Raw genomic sequence first — 15,086 nt, forward strand, 5'->3', positions numbered from 1 at the left:
GTTTGGGCTAGGTTCTTCCAGGACATAGGCTATTGCTCGAACTTGAATAAAGGCTTATTTTACCCATTTTGGGGCTTGAGGTCGTGCAAAGGTCTCTTACTGTATTTTAATGGCAATTGCGTGGAAACTCGTTTGGTATCTAATGGTTTTACCAGCATCAGTTCAACATAAAAATAAAAATTAGCAAGTAACCTGGATGAAGCTTGCGGAATCCAGGATTTCGTGACTTCGATGGCCCGTATTACGTTGCACTTCATACGGGCTACCTTGCTGCCGAGCGAACTACGCAGGCAGAACAGATTTAAGCCCCAAAGACCAATTGGCGATCAGGGTGTATTATGGCCAAATGCCCAGCTATGACGTTCGTAATACCACGTTTACTGTTCCTCGCATAGAACGATTTGACGGTAAAGTCTTCACCGGTAAATTTAAATTTATTAGAAGTAATATATGGCAACAAATTGGTTCATTGACGCTTACTACTACGCCCTCCAAGGCATCAGCAAAACTGAGTTCTAGCGGCGTATTAACCATACCAGAGATTAAATATATTAACTCGGCAGGACATGTAAACCAGATTCTTAATGGTACTTTTCGGTCTGGGTTAGCCAGCTTTTATTTCGGCAGTTGGACTAGGGTTCAACCGCTGACCTTTACGCCTGTTGCAAATTAAATAATTCTTCTTTTCATATAACAGCACTTTAATATTTATAAAGTGCTGTTTCTTCTTACACTGGGCATGGAGATTCACTGTGTCTCAAAGCAACGAGCTTTTTAAAAAAAACCTATTTTACTTGGCTAAAACATACTTGGTGCTGATCTGTATTTTTCTGCTCTATTGGGGGTGTATGGGAATGAGTTTTTTTACTTTTCCCATCGAAGGCTGTATGGGCGAGTATGGCCCTTATCAGCAGTTGCCCGAATACCTTAAAATTGCTTTAACAATACTATTTTATATTTTATTAATGGGCATTTTTGCGACCCATTTTTTTTATCAAGCGAAATGCTTTTACAATGATAATTTCTATTTTTCCTATAGAAAGTTCTGGCAATTTGGCAGTGTTACCCTTTCCGTTACATGGCTTGTATTACTTGGCCTTTTAAGGATCACTAATTATCAAAATAGAGATGCTTTCGAATTCATTATTTATCATATCATTAATGATTTTATCTTTATAGCCATTCATGCTGCCATTTTCTGGCATTTGACTACGGCACCTGCAAACAACCAGCATGAGATGAAAACCAATCCTCCGCATGACGGGTTATGTTAACTGTTCCCGCTTACGACATCCCTGTTTTCTGGGAGAAACCTAAGGCCGTAAGGCGCACTAACCATCGGGCAGTGCGCCGCATTAATCCAATTTCATTCATCGTACAAATCTTTCACAACCGCCCCATTCAAGGATAAACGCCTTGCCCGACCCAACGATGGAAATTCGAGTATGGTCAATCTTTTACCTGCTTCACCAATCCATGCTTGACCAGGTTATAATGGATATAATCCAGGTGCGCCCAGTAATCGGCTTCGTCTCGGATCAAGTGTTCCCAATACCGGCGTTGCCAGATGCCGCCTTGGCCACGCCCTGACCTCTAACCTCCGCTCAGTTTTGGGCAACGACTTTGAAAACCCTACTTTAATCAACCGTAAACGGGTGGCGTAATCGGTATCATCACTTTTTGTCCTGATTACTGTTGACCGATCAAAAACGCCCAGCGATTATGACAAGGATATCTACAAGGAGCGCAATCTGGTAGAACGGTTGTTTCAAAAGCTAAAAGAATACCGCCGCGTCGCTAACCGCTACGAACGATTAGGACTAAATTATACCAATCCCAAAAAGTTGTTATATAAATCCGCCTCATCCTAGCCTTCTCCCTTTGGAGAAGGTAACAATGAAAACTTATTAGGATTGGTATTATATGGTCATGCTGAATCTAGTCAGCATTTTGATTTGGTTTAAATGAGAACAGTCCCTAGGGGGAGGGTCGTAAATGCTTGCTTTAATCCCTCATCCCGACCTTAGCATCGTAGCTTCCATACCTACTCCCGCACTTCCGCCATCCCTGACGGTCGTCCCTCAAGGGAGAAGGGCAGATACTTGTATAGATACTTATGCCCAGAGGGAGAAGGAATTTTTTGAATTTTTTAGATATTCCCTTATCATACGAAATGAAAAGGAAAATCCAAAACTTCGAGAGCCACAGTTTTGTAATCAAAAATCATTATGCCTACCATATTAATTTACACATCCAGTCTTTGCCCTTATTGCATCATGGCGAAACGTTTGCTTGATAGAAAAGGGGTAAAATATACTGAAATTAATGTCGATGAAAAACTCGGTGGAAGGGAAGAAATGACGCTTAAAACAAAGCGCCGAACAGTCCCGCAAATATACATTGGCGACCTGCATGTTGGCGGTTTTGATGAGCTTTCTTCACTCGAACGGCAAAAAAAGCTGGATGATTTGCTTTCAGATGCGGAAACTGCTGCTTAGGAATTTTTTGCCTTTCTTGATCGCTACTAAGGTGGTGACGAGTGGTCTCCATGAGGCTCATGACTAGCAATCTTCCAATTTGATTCATGTACCCATTGGTTGAAATTCTCTACTGATAAAGGCTTACTTAGAAAAAATCCTTGGGCAACATCGCAACCATAATCCATCAGCCTAGTCATTGTCTCCTTATTTTCCACCCCTTCTGCCGTGACCATAAGACCCAGATTATGCCCAAGATTTACGGTTGCTTTGACGATAGCCGCATCATTCTCGCTGGTCAAAATATCCATGACAAAGGATTTATCTATCTTGATTTCAGTTAACGGGAGCTTTTTTAGATAAGCTAAGGAAGAATAGCCCGTTCCAAAATCATCAATTGAAAAACGATAGCCCATTTCATGCAGTCTTTGGATAATTACCAAGGCATTTTCAGGCTCGGACATCACCGATCCTTCAGTAATCTCAAGCATTATCCACTCCGGCTTAATTCCTGCAGCCACTGCCACGCCGGAAATTAAATCAGGTAATTCTGGATCATGCAGATCCTTGGCTGATAAATTGACCGATATTTTGATGGGTAGCCCCTGTTTATGCCAGTTAGCACAATCACGGAAAGCACGTCTCAGCACCCATTGTGTCAATGGTTTAATCATCCTATTTCGCTCAGCCATAGGAATAATCTCATCGGGTGGAACAAAACCATGCACAGGATGATTCCAGCGCAGGAGGGCTTCAACGCCACAGATGCCACCTGTTTTTATTGACACCTGAGGCTGGTAAAACAATTCCAGTCCCTCTCGCTCTATGGCATGCCGTAATTCTGATATCAAAGTAAGTCGCAATGGCGTATGTTTATCGAATGACGAATCATAAAGGGCATATCCCTTGTTTGATTTTTGCGCGATATGTAGTGCAACACCGGCTCTTTGGACGAGCGTATCGACATCTTCACCATGTTCCGGAAAATGCACAATGCCCACATTAGGATGTATCGCAACATTAAGTCGGTCAACTATAAATGATGATTCCAATGTTTTTTGGATTTGTTGTGCGAACTCTTCCGCTTTTTTTTCTTTGTAAATCTCCGACAACAAAACACCGAACACATTACCATCAATCTTGGCAACGACATCTCTTTCAAGACTTACACCTTGCAGACGCGTTGATATTTGCTTAAGTATCAAGTCGCTGCTGTTTCTACCCAGGGTATCGTAGATGTCTTTAAAGTTTTCAATTTCGATTAGTAAGATGGACAACCGACGATGTGGGTTGTCTGAGGAGAGTGTGGAAATAATTGCTCTTTCGACTCGGTCATAAAATAGCGCCCTATTAGGCAAATCAGTCAGTCGATCATGGGTACTAACATAAGCTGTCTGTTTCTCTAGGTTATCTGCCTTGGTTCGCAGTTCCTGAGTCTGATCGACAATCATTGCCCCTGCTTGGTGGGCAATTAGAGAATTTGAATGCTGCCCCCAAATTCCGAAAACAAAAGGCACAAAATTTAGCATCCAAAGGGCGATGTTATTCTTCTGTGCGGCCCAAATACCTTCTAAGGAAAGACTACCTTTCTCAAAATAACAAACTAACCCCGTGGCAATAATAATAGTCGTTATCGCTATTGCAACACCTTGATAAGCGGTCTTAGATGCGTCAGTTTTTAGTAACTTGACATTGTCGGTAAATAAACTGTTTATAATCGCTAAGACCATGATCACCCCTAATTAATACTACAAGCCCCGCGCTAGATCCCTTTTTATGTCTTCCAAGTTTTCCAGGCCTACCGAGACTCTGACCAAGCCATCTTTAATACCTGCCAATTCCCTAACTTCAGGCGTTAACCGCCCATGCGTTGTGGTTGCTGGGTGGGTAATCGTCGTTTTTACATCGCCCAAATTTGCGGTGATTGAAATCATTTCCGTGGCATCAATCAACTTCCAGCCATGCTCCTTACCGCCGTGTAGCTCAAAACTGACTATTCCACCAAAATGGCTTTGTTGACGTTTTGCCAGCTCATGCTGAGGATGTGTAGTTAAGCCAGGATAATGCACCTTGCTGATAGCTGGAAACTGCTCTAACCACTTCGCTAATTCAAATGCACTGTCACAATGCGCTTTCATCCTTACGGCTAATGTTTCCAACCCAGATAAAAATACCCAGGCATTAAATGGACTCATGGTCGCGCCGCCCGTACGTAGATACGGATAAATGGATTTTTCTATAATCTCATTACTGGCAACAACCGCACCACCGACGCAACGGCCTTGCCCGTCTATGTATTTGGTTGCCGAGTGGATCACAATGTCAGCACCGAATGCGAACGGCTTTTGCAACACAGGCGTACAAAAACAATTATCAACAATCAATAAGCAACCATGCTTATGTGCAATAGTAGCTAATAATTGAATATCTGCAATCTCGATAAGGGGATTTGAGGGCGTTTCCAGAAATAAAAATCGGGTATTGGGCTTAATGGCCGCTTCCCAAGCCGCTGTATCGATTAAATCGACAAAATCCGTTTCAACACCAAATTTACTGAAATAATTCTGGAACAATAAGACGGTATTGCCAAAAACCCCACGCGAACAAACCACATGGTCGCCGGACTTAAGCAAACCCATTCCAACGGCCAAAATAGCTGCCATGCCTGATGCAAAAGCGAGGCAACGCTCGCCGCCTTCCATGTAAGCGAGACGCTCTTGAAAAGCGTTTACGGTGGGGTTGGTGAAACGAGAATAGATATTGCCGGGCTTTTGCCCAGTAAAGCGCAACGCCGCTTCTTCGGCATTTTTGAAGACATAACTGGAAGTCGCAAAAATCGGCAGACTGTGTTCGTCTTCATGGGTACGCCGCTGCCCTGCCCTTATTGCTTGGGTTTCTAACCCATAGTTTTTCCAGTCTATCTCTTTCATTTATAGAATAAATAACACAGTGATTGTACAAGTTGTATCGGCATCACATTTCATGGACAAAATCTAACGCATTTCGTTGCGTTTGGGCGCCATCGTTGCGCTGAGATTCCGTATGTTCAAGATACACATCATCAACATCGCCGGTAATGTAGATTTTGCTAAAACAAGAGGTATCGAAGTGCTTTATTTTGCGATTACCACGCGCTACGGCTTCAATTAAATCATCCAAGTCTTGGTAGATCATTTTGTCAGCACCGATTGCGGCACACACGTCGTCTTCGGTCCGATTGTGGGCAATCAGCTCATTCGCTGCTGGCATGTCGATACCGTAAACATTGGGATAACGCACAGGCGGCGCAGCCGAAGCAAAATAAACTTTTTTTGCACCTGCATCCCGCGCCATTTGGATAATCTGTGCAGATGTCGTTCCTCTCACTACAGAGTCATCGACCAGCAAAACATTTTTTCCTTCAAACTCAAGCCCAATCGCATTCAACTTTTGCTTGACCGATTTTTCCCGCATTTTTTGTCCGGGCATGATAAACGTTCGACCTATATAACGATTCTTGATAAAACCCTCACGAAATTTGACATCCAATAGGTAAGCCATCTGTAAAGCTGCTGTGCGGCTGGTGTCGGGAATAGGAATAACGACATCAATATCATTATCAGGCCATTCACGCAGGATTTTCTCGGCGAGTTTTTCGCCCATACGCAGCCGTGCTTTGTACACGGAGATATTATCGATGATGGAATCCGGACGGGCAAAATAGACATATTCAAAAATGCACGGGCAATGGTCAATTTTTTCAGCGCACTGCCGAGTATGAAGCTTACCTGATTCTTCGATGAAGACGGCTTCACCCGGTGCTATATCGCGGACAAGGTCAAAGCCTAATACATCCAGGGCAACACTTTCGGATGCAATCATGAAGTCCGAACCTTGCTCGGTCTTTCTTTCGCCAAACACGACAGGCCTAATGCCATGCGGATCTCTGAACCCTAAAATACCATAGCCCGCAATCATGATGACTACCGCATAAGCACCTCGGCAACGACGATGAACATTTGCAACCGCCTGAAAAACATCATCAACGCTTAGTTTTAGCTTGCCTAAACTTTGCAGCTCATGCGCGAACACGTTCAGCAATACTTCGGAATCAGAATCGGTATTGATATGGCGTTGGTCTTCAACGAACAAAGCTTTTTTGAGTTCGTCTGCATTGGTCAGATTGCCGTTATGTGCCAATGTCAGTCCAAACGGCGAATTCACGTAGAACGGTTGCGCTTCTGCTGAACTCGCGCAACCAGCCGTCGGATAACGTACATGAGCAATACCCATATTGCCTTTCAGCTTCACCATCTGGGCATCATTAAAAACATCACGGGTCAGGCCGTTCTCTTTACGCAAATATAAACGACCATTTTCACAAGTGACAATACCGGCCGCATCCTGACCTCTGTGCTGTAAAACCGTTAGAGCATCATATAGCTCTTGATTGACGTTTTGATGTGAAACGATACCCGCAATACCACACATTGTTTCTTAACCTGCCACACTGGCGTTAGCGATAATTGATGGAACTTGCCACAGCAGAGGAATCGCTGCTTTTTACTAGACTGGCAAGTGATTGAAAAGGTGGTATAAATTTTGACTCATGCCACCAGCGGTCTTTCGGTAATGGCGTGACTCCGGCCACAATGACCATGGCAAAAACAACGACCAGCCCATGTCCAAAACCCAGAATCAGCCCACCAAAGCGATCAAGAAAGGTGAGCCCCGTTTTTTTCACGCTTTGTCCTAACAACACATTGATTATACCGCCCATGACCAACGTTATAAGGATTAACGCAACGAAAGAAACTGCCAGTCTAGTCGAGGAAGTACTAAAAAACTTCAACAATAAAACAGAAAAGTCCTGACTGAAAAACCAAGCCACGATGATTCCAATCACCCAGACGACTATGGAAAAGGTTTCTTGTTTAAATCCACGGACAATGCCGACTACGGTGTAAATTGCTAACAATGCAATGATGGCATTATCGACCCAAATCATACTTACCCATCGACAATTCTCGGTTTTTAATTCTGGCTTTATTCAGAAGTTAACAAACCTTTGATGTTTTGTTTATCCAATTTTGCTTTCATTTCTTTAGCTTTATTTTTGTCTAGTTCGGGACCGATCTTGACACGGAATAAATCGCCTTTTGCCACGATGGATGCATGCATTCCTTGTTTGCGAAGCTTGTCTACTAACGTTTGGGCATTTTCCTTCTTATTGAAACTGCCCGCTTGTATAGAATAACGCACCAACTTGGAACTTAATTTTTCTACAGTGGCCTTCTTGCTTTTAACGACTGTCTTTGGCTTTTCTATTGGTTTTACGGATTTGACCGTCGGCCTTTCGAAAACCATCGGCTCTTCTACCTGTTTTTTGGTCGGAATCACCGTATTTTGTTCCAATTTTTTAGATGCTTCGAAGGATTTAACTGGTTTGTCTTGACTGACTTCAGGCTGGCTTGCCTCATCCACTACGCCAGTATCCAGTGACGGCTCTTCATTTTGACCGGATTGTTTAGGTGCTGAATCGACAACAGGTTCATTCTCCTTAGCATCCGATCCTGCATCAGGCAGCAGTTTTGCCGTTTGTGCCTGCTGGGTTTGGTCACTATCCAACGTTATCGCTTGCTCTTCACTTGTTGAACTAGCCGCTTTGTCGTCTTCTTCGGAAACGGAAAGTTCCGTATCAGGTTTATTCAATACCTGTGCTTTGTCAGCAGGAAGATTTTCTCCCGTTACCGATGAGGAATCAGCTGGTGCTTTAGGGATGGCTATTTCAGCAACCACCTTACCGCTATTATCGACAGGGTCATCAAACAACATAGGGATAAAAATAGCAGCAAGCGCAGTTACCACAACCGCACCAATCAAGCGTTGTTTTAATTCATGATCCATTATTCCTACCTACCATATTGAAATTCAGCCAAGCAATCAGACACTAAAAAGAAAGAACCAAATACGAGTAACAAGTCACCTTTACCCGCTCGTTTTTTTGCAGCCTCGAAGGCATCTGCGAAACCAGTATAACCAAACGACACGTTATCCATTGCGTGTTGTGCAAAAATTTCTCGCATTAAAACTTCTGTCGCTGCCCTGATATTGCTTAGGGGTGCAAAAAACCAGTTATATACCACTGGGTTCATAATCCTGAGCACCTCAGCAATATCTTTGTCTCTCATCATGGAAAAGATAGCATGGATACGTCGGTTCGGAAAATTTTGACTAAGATATTCAACCAAAGTTCTTACTGCTTCGGGATTATGCCCTACGTCCAAAAGCACGGAAATATCTCCCTCAAGTAACTGAAAGCGCCCAGGCAATTGGACATTTTGCAAACCTTGTCTAATTGATTGCTCATCGACAGGCAGTTTATCAGTTAATTGGACAGTCGCCATAATCACGGCAGACGCATTACGGTATTGGTGTTCACCCTTTAATGCTGGGTTAGGCAAATGGCTGATTTGTTTTTCACCAGAAAACCACTGCCAATCATGTTGCTGTTTGGTATAGCGAAAATCTTTACCAAGCGCGTAAAAATAGGCATTTTTATCATCCGCGACTTGCCTTAATGAATTTGGCGGTAATGGATCGCCTACGATAGCTGGTACAGATGCGCGAAAGATCCCGGCCTTTTCATAACCGATAGACTCACGCGTTTCACCTAACCATGCGACGTGATCTATTCCAATACTACTAATGACTGCGACATCAGGTTCAATAATGTTAACTGCATCTAGCCGTCCACCTAAACCGACTTCAAGCAACTGTATATCGAGATCAGCACGAGAGAATAGATCCAATGCCGCCAAAGTGCCAAACTCAAAATAACTCAGCGAAGTATGGTCACGGACTGTTTCGATGCGCTCAAATGCGCTGCAAATCAGCTCATCTGATAATGGCTTACCGTCTATTTTGATTCTTTCGTTATATTTTAGGATATGTGGGGACGTGTAAGCACCCACTCGATAGCCTTGCGCCCGATACATCGCTTCAAGATACGCAATACACGAACCTTTACCGTTAGTACCTGCAACCGTGATGGTAAGTGGCTTAACGCCAGTAGGATTGAGCGCGTTATAAACCTTTGCTACCCGTTCCAGACCCAGGTCTATAGTTAAAGGATGCGAGCTTTCCTGCCAACTTAACCAACCCTTCAACGTGTTGAAATGAGCCATGTGAGGATAGGTAAACTAAGTTTCCTGCTTAGCAAGCTGTGCAACATTATCTCCTTTTAAGATAAGTTCAGGCTTCGGTTCATCGGTAACAATTTTATTCTCGGTCAACATCGCCAGCAGTGCCGCAATCTTATCGCGCATTTCGCGGCGGTCGATAATCATGTCGATAGCACCATGTTCTTGCAAAAATTCGCTGCGTTGAAAACCTTCCGGCAGTTTTTCGCGCACGGTTTGCTCGATAACCCTAGGCCCTGCAAAACCGATCAAGGCATTGGGTTCAGCCACATTGAGGTCACCCAGCATGGCTAAACTCGCCGATACGCCGCCCATGGTCGGGTCGGTCATAAAAGAAATATAAGGTATCCCAGCCTCAGCAAGCCTTGCCAAAGCCGCACTGGTTTTTGCCATTTGGAACAAGGAAAATAAGGATTCCTGCATCCGCGCACCGCCGCTTGCGGTAAACACGATGAAAGGAATGCCAAATTCCAGGCTTTTGTTCACGCCACGGACGAATTTTTCGCCGACAACCGATCCCATAGAACCCGCCATAAAGCTGAAATCGAAAGCAGCAGCGACGACATCTTGCCCTTTTAACTGACCTTTCATGACCAGCAGTGCGTCATTTTCTTTGGTTTGTTTTTGTGCTTGGCTGATGCGATCCTTGTATTTTTTAGTGTCTTTAAATCTTAAAGGGTCAGTGGGTTTAACACCTTTGCCAATTTCTTCCCGACCTTCTTCGTCGAGAAACATTTCAAGCCGCATCCTAGCAGGAATCCGCATATGATGTTCACACTTGGGACAAACATTGAAGTTTTTTTCCAATTCGAGATTGTAGAGAATCGCGTTACAGCTAGGACACTTATTCCATAAGCCTTCGGGAACAGCGGCTTTTTTGTTGGACGCATCCGTCCTTATCGTCGAAGAAACAATTTTTTCAAACCAACTCATTTTCTTTATTTCTGGTTGTTCTTTCATTTATTTAGATGAAACTGCATTATCTTATTTATCCATTGCCTGCCGCATGGCAGATAATAGGGCGATAATTTCAGATTTAGCTTGTTCAGGGTTATCTAGATTATTCTCGATTTTGCTAATCAAGGCACTACCTACAACCACACCATCACCCAATGCAGAAATTATTTTGGCGGTTTCTGCATCCTTAACGCCAAAGCCAATACTAACTGGCATTGTTGTGTGCGTTTTGATTTGCTTAAGCTTATTTTCCACATCAGCAGCATTCAAATGACCTGCGCCAGTTACGCCCTTGAGCGAAACATAATAGAGGTAACCACTACCGACAGCAGACATTTTTTGAATACGCTCATCGGTGCTGTTAGGTGCTAGCAGAAAAATGGTGTCTATGCCGCACTCTTTAAGAAATGCCGCGCATTGCTCACCTTCTTCAGGTGGTAAATCGACAGTTAACACACCATCAATATCAGCACGTTGGGCAGCATTGGCAAAACCCTCATAACTCATTGCCTCGATTGGATTGAGATAACCCATCAACACTATTGGAGTTTTTTGGTTGGTTTTACGAAATTCCGCCGCTATCGCCAAGGTTTTTTTCAGGCTCATCTTATGCGCCAAAGCGCGTTCGCTTGCGCGTTGGATGACAGGGCCGTCCGCCATTGGGTCAGAAAACGGCACACCCAGTTCAATCACATCAACACCCGCCTTAACCATCTCGTACATCAATGACAAGGTAAAATCAGATGTCGGATCACCCGCAGTGACAAAAGGTATCAAAGCCTTCCGCCCTGATTTTGCAAGCTGTTCAAATGTTGCAGCTAAACGGCTCATAATTCAATGCCCTCACGTTTAGCCATCGTTTGCATATCCTTATCGCCACGACCGGATAAATTGATGACAATGGTTTCGTCCTTACGCATAGTCGGCGCGAGTTTCATGACGTATGCCATCGCATGGGCGGATTCCAGTGCGGGAATAATACCTTCCATTCGGGTTAAGGCATAAAAACCTTCCAGCGCTTCGGTATCGGTAATATTGACATACTCGGCGCGACCCGTATCTTTCAACCAGGCATGTTCAGGGCCGACACCTGGATAATCCAAGCCTGCCGAAATAGAGTGGGTTTCGATAATTTCGCCGTCGTCATCCGCCATCAGGTAAGTGCGATTGCCATGCAATACGCCAGGACGACCGGCACACAAGGGTGCGGAATGCCGACCGCTTGCCACCCCGTCACCCGCCGCTTCAACGCCGATCAACCTGACCGATTCATCTTCAATAAAGGGATAAAACAAGCCGATGGCATTAGAACCACCACCGACGCAAGCAACCAACGCATCAGGGAGTTTGCCAATCATCTCTTGGCATTGCTGTTTGGTTTCGCGGCCTATAATGGCCTGGAAATCCCGCACCATAGCTGGATAAGGGTGAGGACCTGCCACTGTGCCGATGATATAAAACGTGTTATCGACATTGGTAACCCAATCCCGTAACGCTTCATTCAAAGCATCTTTCAGGGTTTTTGAGCCAGATTCCACAGCAACCACAGTTGCACCGAGCAGCTTCATGCGATAAACATTCAGTGATTGCCGGGCGACATCGACCGCGCCCATATAAACGACGCATTCAAGACCAAGTCGTGCGGCAACGGTAGCTGTCGCCACGCCATGTTGACCCGCGCCAGTTTCGGCGATTATTCGAGTTTTGCCCATGCGTTTGGCCAATAAGGCTTGACCAACGGTGTTATTAATTTTGTGGGAACCCGTATGGTTAAGATCTTCCCTTTTCAGGTAAATCTGCGCTCCGCCCAGCTCGCGACTCCAGCGTTCTGCGTAATACAAAGGTGAAGGCCGACCCACATAGTGTTGTAAATCAGCATCCAGTTCTGCGACAAACTCAGGATCCTGCAAATACTGTTGATAAGCTGCATTTAATTCCTGGATGGGCGGCATTAATGTCTCTGCGACAAACATTCCACCATAAGGCCCAAAATGCCCTTTCACGTCAGGCATCGTATATTTTTCTGTCATGATATTATTCTGTCACCCTGATGGACTGCTGCAATAAATGCAGCCATTTTTTTTTTATCTTTAATACCCTTTTCCGCTTCCACACCGCTACTGACATCCAGTGCGTAAGGTCTGGTCTGTTCTACGGCTAATTTGGCATTGGTGGCATCCAATCCTCCAGCCAAAATGACCGGTAACTGACAGTGCTTGGGAATCAGCCCCCAATCAAACTGGCTACCTGTGCCGCCTTTTGCAGAAGGATGATAAGCATCCAGCAACAATCCGTCAGCATCGTAGTAGTCCCGTGCCAATACTGAAACGTCCGTATCTTCCTGCATTCTGACTGCTTTTATGTAGCGCTTACCGTAAATCCTGCAAGCCTCCGGCAATTCATCGCCATGAAATTGTAGGCAATCCACTTGAACCTGTTGCAAAACTTTCCGTATCTGAACTTCCTGCTCATCGACAAACAGCGCCACAACTGAAACAAATGCCGGCAAAGCCTTAACGATGTCAATCGCAAGGTTAATCTCTACATTTCGCGGACTGGGCGGGTAAAAAACCAAACCAACCGCATCGACTCCTAAACTGGCCGCAAAAACCGCATCTTCAACACGGGTAAAGCCGCAGATTTTGACGCGAGTTCTCATAAGAATATCGGAGCGTTGCCAAAAAATATAAGCGCGAAATCATAACATAAAACGACAGCTAGGTTTCTTAAAAACAACTTTTTAAGCAGCGGCTGTAGGCTCATTTTGCACTTGACGAAGCTCATCCTGATTAGCTATTTCAATAATGTGGGATAATGAACCCTTTTACAACAAAAATCCTGCTGTACGGTAGAGAATAAAAGTGGTTTAACGATGAGATGTCCTTTTTGCGCCACCCAAGATACGCGCGTTATTGATTCCAGATTGGCGAACGAAGGCGATCATGTTCGCCGTCGACGTGAATGCGTCGCTTGTAAGGAAAGGTTTACCACCTTTGAAACCGCAGAACTGACTTTGCCGCGTATTGTTAAACGTGACGGTATTCGCGAACCTTTTGATGAGCAAAAATTACGTTCTGGTATGTTAAGGGCATTGGAAAAACGGCCTGTCGGTAGTGATGACATAGAGGCAGCCCTTAGCCGAATCAAAAAAGATTTGCTGAGCAGTGGCGAGCGGGAAATAGCGGCGCAAGAATTGGGCGAAAAAGTGATGCGGGAATTGAAAGGACTCGATCACGTCGCTTTCGTGCGTTTTGCTTCCGTATACCGCAGTTTCCAGGATGTCAGCGAATTCACTGACATGATTGAAGGGTTACAAAAAAACTGACGGGGCTTAGCAAGCCCTATCGTTATAAGCCCTCTCCAAAGGGAGAGGGTTGGGTGAGGGGAAATTGGATAGGCTACTTCTTAAATTCACATTCAAGGGCAGATAGTGGCTCAATGACAGCGCAACAAGACCAGCAAGATGCCGAATTCATGGCACGAGCCTTATATCTGGCGCGCTTAGGCTTATACACGACCGATCCAAACCCAAGAGTAGGCTGCGTGTTGGTCAAAGACGGACAGATTATTGGCGAAGGTTGGCATAAACAAGCGGGCCTGCCTCATGCCGAAGTTGAAGCGCTAAACAATACGACGGAAGACGTAGCGGGGGCTACAGCCTACGTAACATTAGAACCTTGCAGCCATCACGGCAGGACTCCGCCGTGTTGCGAAACATTAGTAAAAGCAGGAATTAAAAGGGTGGTTGCTGCCATGCAAGACCCTAATCCGAAAGTGGCTGGAAACGGTTTCAGCTACCTTAAGGCCGCTGGCCTTGACGTAAGTTGCGGCATACTCGAAGAAGATGCGCGAGAGTTAAACCGTGGTTTTATCCTACGTATGACAGAAGGTCGGCCTTTTGTCCGCAGCAAACTGGCAATGAGCCTGGATGGCCGCACTGCGATGGCTTCGGGCGAAAGCCAATGGATTACCTCTGCCGAGTCAAGAGCGGATGTGCATAAGTTACGGGCGGAAAGCTCGGCGATTTTGACGGGCATCAATACCGTGCTGGCGGATGAACCGTCGTTAACGGCACGGATTGATAAAGAAGTCGTCCAGCCGATTCGGGTGGTGCTGGATTCCACCTTGCAAATGCCACTTACGGCGAAAATGTTAACTTTGCCCGGACGGACTTTAATATTGACGTGTAATAACCATAACTCCGTTCGTCCTGAGCCTGTCGAAGGACATAAAGAGAAACTGCAAAAATTACAAAATGCTGGCGCTGAGGTTTATCAATTACCACAAAAACAAGGCCGCCTTGATCTTGCCGAAGTCCTGAAATTTTTGGCTGGACAGGAAATCAATGAGGTTTTGGTTGAAGCGGGTGCAGTATTGAATGGTGCATTATTGGCTGAAAATTTGGTTGATGAATGGGTTATTTACGTGGCATCTAAAATTCTGGGGGATCAAGGGAGAGGGCTGTTTCATT

Annotated in this window: 16 protein-coding genes; 6 read left to right on the plus strand and 10 right to left on the minus strand. The window is 44.9% G+C overall.

Going from position 1 to position 15,086, the window contains the following annotated elements; all coding sequences use genetic code 11:
• Positions 1 to 346: 346 nt before the first annotated feature.
• The 4 genes from ABL924_RS15575 (at position 347) to grxC (ending at position 2,498) form a co-directional block, all read left to right on the plus strand.
• On the plus strand, positions 347 to 673 hold the full coding sequence (locus ABL924_RS15575; protein WP_349028017.1) for a hypothetical protein: 327 nt from the start codon (positions 347 to 349) through the stop codon (positions 671 to 673).
• Between the two features lie 79 nt (positions 674 to 752).
• On the plus strand, positions 753 to 1,274 hold the full coding sequence (locus ABL924_RS15580; RefSeq protein ID WP_349028018.1) for a hypothetical protein: 522 nt from the start codon (positions 753 to 755) through the stop codon (positions 1,272 to 1,274).
• A gap of 142 nt (positions 1,275 to 1,416) precedes the next feature.
• Positions 1,417 to 1,590, plus strand: coding sequence for a hypothetical protein (locus ABL924_RS15585; RefSeq protein WP_349028019.1), 174 nt, complete (start codon positions 1,417 to 1,419; stop codon positions 1,588 to 1,590).
• 638 nt (positions 1,591 to 2,228) lie between these two features.
• Positions 2,229 to 2,498, plus strand: a complete 270-nt coding sequence (grxC, locus tag ABL924_RS15590; protein WP_349028020.1) for a glutaredoxin 3 — start codon at positions 2,229 to 2,231, stop codon at positions 2,496 to 2,498.
• A gap of 26 nt (positions 2,499 to 2,524) precedes the next feature.
• Here grxC and ABL924_RS15595 read toward each other — a convergent pair whose 3' ends face one another.
• From ABL924_RS15595 to ABL924_RS15640, 10 genes are read right to left on the minus strand one after another with little or no spacing between them, the layout of a single operon-like run.
• Positions 2,525 to 4,207 (minus strand): bifunctional diguanylate cyclase/phosphodiesterase, encoded by a 1,683-nt coding sequence (locus ABL924_RS15595; protein ID WP_349028021.1) that lies wholly within the window; start codon positions 4,205 to 4,207, stop codon positions 2,525 to 2,527.
• A gap of 18 nt (positions 4,208 to 4,225) precedes the next feature.
• Positions 4,226 to 5,407 (minus strand): O-succinylhomoserine sulfhydrylase, encoded by a 1,182-nt coding sequence (locus ABL924_RS15600; protein ID WP_349028022.1) that lies wholly within the window; start codon positions 5,405 to 5,407, stop codon positions 4,226 to 4,228.
• 43 nt (positions 5,408 to 5,450) lie between these two features.
• Positions 5,451 to 6,947 carry an amidophosphoribosyltransferase gene (purF, locus tag ABL924_RS15605; RefSeq protein WP_349028023.1) on the minus strand — a complete coding sequence of 499 codons (1,497 nt, stop codon included), beginning with the start codon at positions 6,945 to 6,947 and terminating at the stop codon, positions 5,451 to 5,453.
• A 25-nt stretch (positions 6,948 to 6,972) separates the two neighbouring features.
• Entirely contained in the window at positions 6,973 to 7,464 is a 492-nt protein-coding gene (locus ABL924_RS15610; RefSeq protein WP_349028024.1) for a CvpA family protein, read from the minus strand.
• Between the two features lie 38 nt (positions 7,465 to 7,502).
• Complete coding sequence (locus ABL924_RS15615; RefSeq protein WP_349028025.1) at positions 7,503 to 8,363, minus strand: SPOR domain-containing protein; 861 nt, start codon at positions 8,361 to 8,363, stop codon at positions 7,503 to 7,505.
• A 5-nt stretch (positions 8,364 to 8,368) separates the two neighbouring features.
• Positions 8,369 to 9,643, minus strand: a complete 1,275-nt coding sequence (gene folC / locus ABL924_RS15620; RefSeq protein ID WP_349028026.1) for a bifunctional tetrahydrofolate synthase/dihydrofolate synthase — start codon at positions 9,641 to 9,643, stop codon at positions 8,369 to 8,371.
• A gap of 15 nt (positions 9,644 to 9,658) precedes the next feature.
• The gene (accD, locus tag ABL924_RS15625) at positions 9,659 to 10,591 is read right to left on the minus strand and encodes an acetyl-CoA carboxylase, carboxyltransferase subunit beta (RefSeq protein ID WP_349028032.1); all 933 of its coding nucleotides are present in this window, start codon (positions 10,589 to 10,591) and stop codon (positions 9,659 to 9,661) included.
• A gap of 51 nt (positions 10,592 to 10,642) precedes the next feature.
• Positions 10,643 to 11,446, minus strand: a complete 804-nt coding sequence (trpA, locus tag ABL924_RS15630) for a tryptophan synthase subunit alpha (RefSeq protein WP_349028027.1) — start codon at positions 11,444 to 11,446, stop codon at positions 10,643 to 10,645.
• Positions 11,443 to 12,645, minus strand: coding sequence for a tryptophan synthase subunit beta (gene trpB, locus ABL924_RS15635; protein ID WP_349028028.1), 1,203 nt, complete (start codon positions 12,643 to 12,645; stop codon positions 11,443 to 11,445). The genes trpA and trpB overlap by 4 nt, the downstream gene beginning before the upstream one ends.
• Entirely contained in the window at positions 12,642 to 13,274 is a 633-nt protein-coding gene (locus ABL924_RS15640) for a phosphoribosylanthranilate isomerase (RefSeq protein ID WP_349028029.1), read from the minus strand. The genes trpB and ABL924_RS15640 overlap by 4 nt, the downstream gene beginning before the upstream one ends.
• Positions 13,275 to 13,487: 213 nt before the next feature.
• On the opposite strand from ABL924_RS15640, the gene nrdR reads away from it, so the two are divergent.
• Both nrdR and ribD read left to right on the plus strand, forming a co-directional pair.
• Positions 13,488 to 13,940: a transcriptional regulator NrdR gene (gene nrdR, locus ABL924_RS15645; protein ID WP_349028030.1), complete on the plus strand. Its 453-nt coding sequence runs from the start codon at positions 13,488 to 13,490 to the stop codon at positions 13,938 to 13,940.
• A 113-nt stretch (positions 13,941 to 14,053) separates the two neighbouring features.
• Positions 14,054 to 15,086: bifunctional diaminohydroxyphosphoribosylaminopyrimidine deaminase/5-amino-6-(5-phosphoribosylamino)uracil reductase RibD (gene ribD, locus ABL924_RS15650; RefSeq protein WP_349028031.1), on the plus strand; the 1,033-nt coding region annotated here is incomplete at its 3' end.

It is taken from the genome of Methyloglobulus sp., assembly GCF_040079455.1.
Classification (GTDB): domain Bacteria; phylum Pseudomonadota; class Gammaproteobacteria; order Methylococcales; family Methylomonadaceae; genus Methyloglobulus.

Bases quoted from the DNA above. Each gene is read 5' to 3' on its own strand.
- ABL924_RS15575 (WP_349028017.1), top strand. From the start codon at position 347: ATGCCCAGCTATGACGTTCGTAATACCACGTTTACTGTTCCTCGCATA.
- grxC (WP_349028020.1), top strand. From the start codon at position 2,229: ATGCCTACCATATTAATTTACACATCCAGTCTTTGCCCTTATTGCATC.
- ABL924_RS15595 (WP_349028021.1), bottom strand. From the start codon at position 4,207: ATGGTCTTAGCGATTATAAACAGTTTATTTACCGACAATGTCAAGTTA.
- ABL924_RS15600 (WP_349028022.1), bottom strand. From the start codon at position 5,407: ATGAAAGAGATAGACTGGAAAAACTATGGGTTAGAAACCCAAGCAATA.
- purF (WP_349028023.1), bottom strand. From the start codon at position 6,947: ATGTGTGGTATTGCGGGTATCGTTTCACATCAAAACGTCAATCAAGAG.
- ABL924_RS15610 (WP_349028024.1), bottom strand. From the start codon at position 7,464: ATGATTTGGGTCGATAATGCCATCATTGCATTGTTAGCAATTTACACC.
- ABL924_RS15615 (WP_349028025.1), bottom strand. From the start codon at position 8,363: ATGGATCATGAATTAAAACAACGCTTGATTGGTGCGGTTGTGGTAACT.
- folC (WP_349028026.1), bottom strand. From the start codon at position 9,643: ATGGCTCATTTCAACACGTTGAAGGGTTGGTTAAGTTGGCAGGAAAGC.
- accD (WP_349028032.1), bottom strand. From the start codon at position 10,591: ATGAGTTGGTTTGAAAAAATTGTTTCTTCGACGATAAGGACGGATGCG.
- trpA (WP_349028027.1), bottom strand. From the start codon at position 11,446: ATGAGCCGTTTAGCTGCAACATTTGAACAGCTTGCAAAATCAGGGCGG.
- trpB (WP_349028028.1), bottom strand. From the start codon at position 12,645: ATGACAGAAAAATATACGATGCCTGACGTGAAAGGGCATTTTGGGCCT.
- ABL924_RS15640 (WP_349028029.1), bottom strand. From the start codon at position 13,274: ATGAGAACTCGCGTCAAAATCTGCGGCTTTACCCGTGTTGAAGATGCG.
- nrdR (WP_349028030.1), top strand. From the start codon at position 13,488: ATGAGATGTCCTTTTTGCGCCACCCAAGATACGCGCGTTATTGATTCC.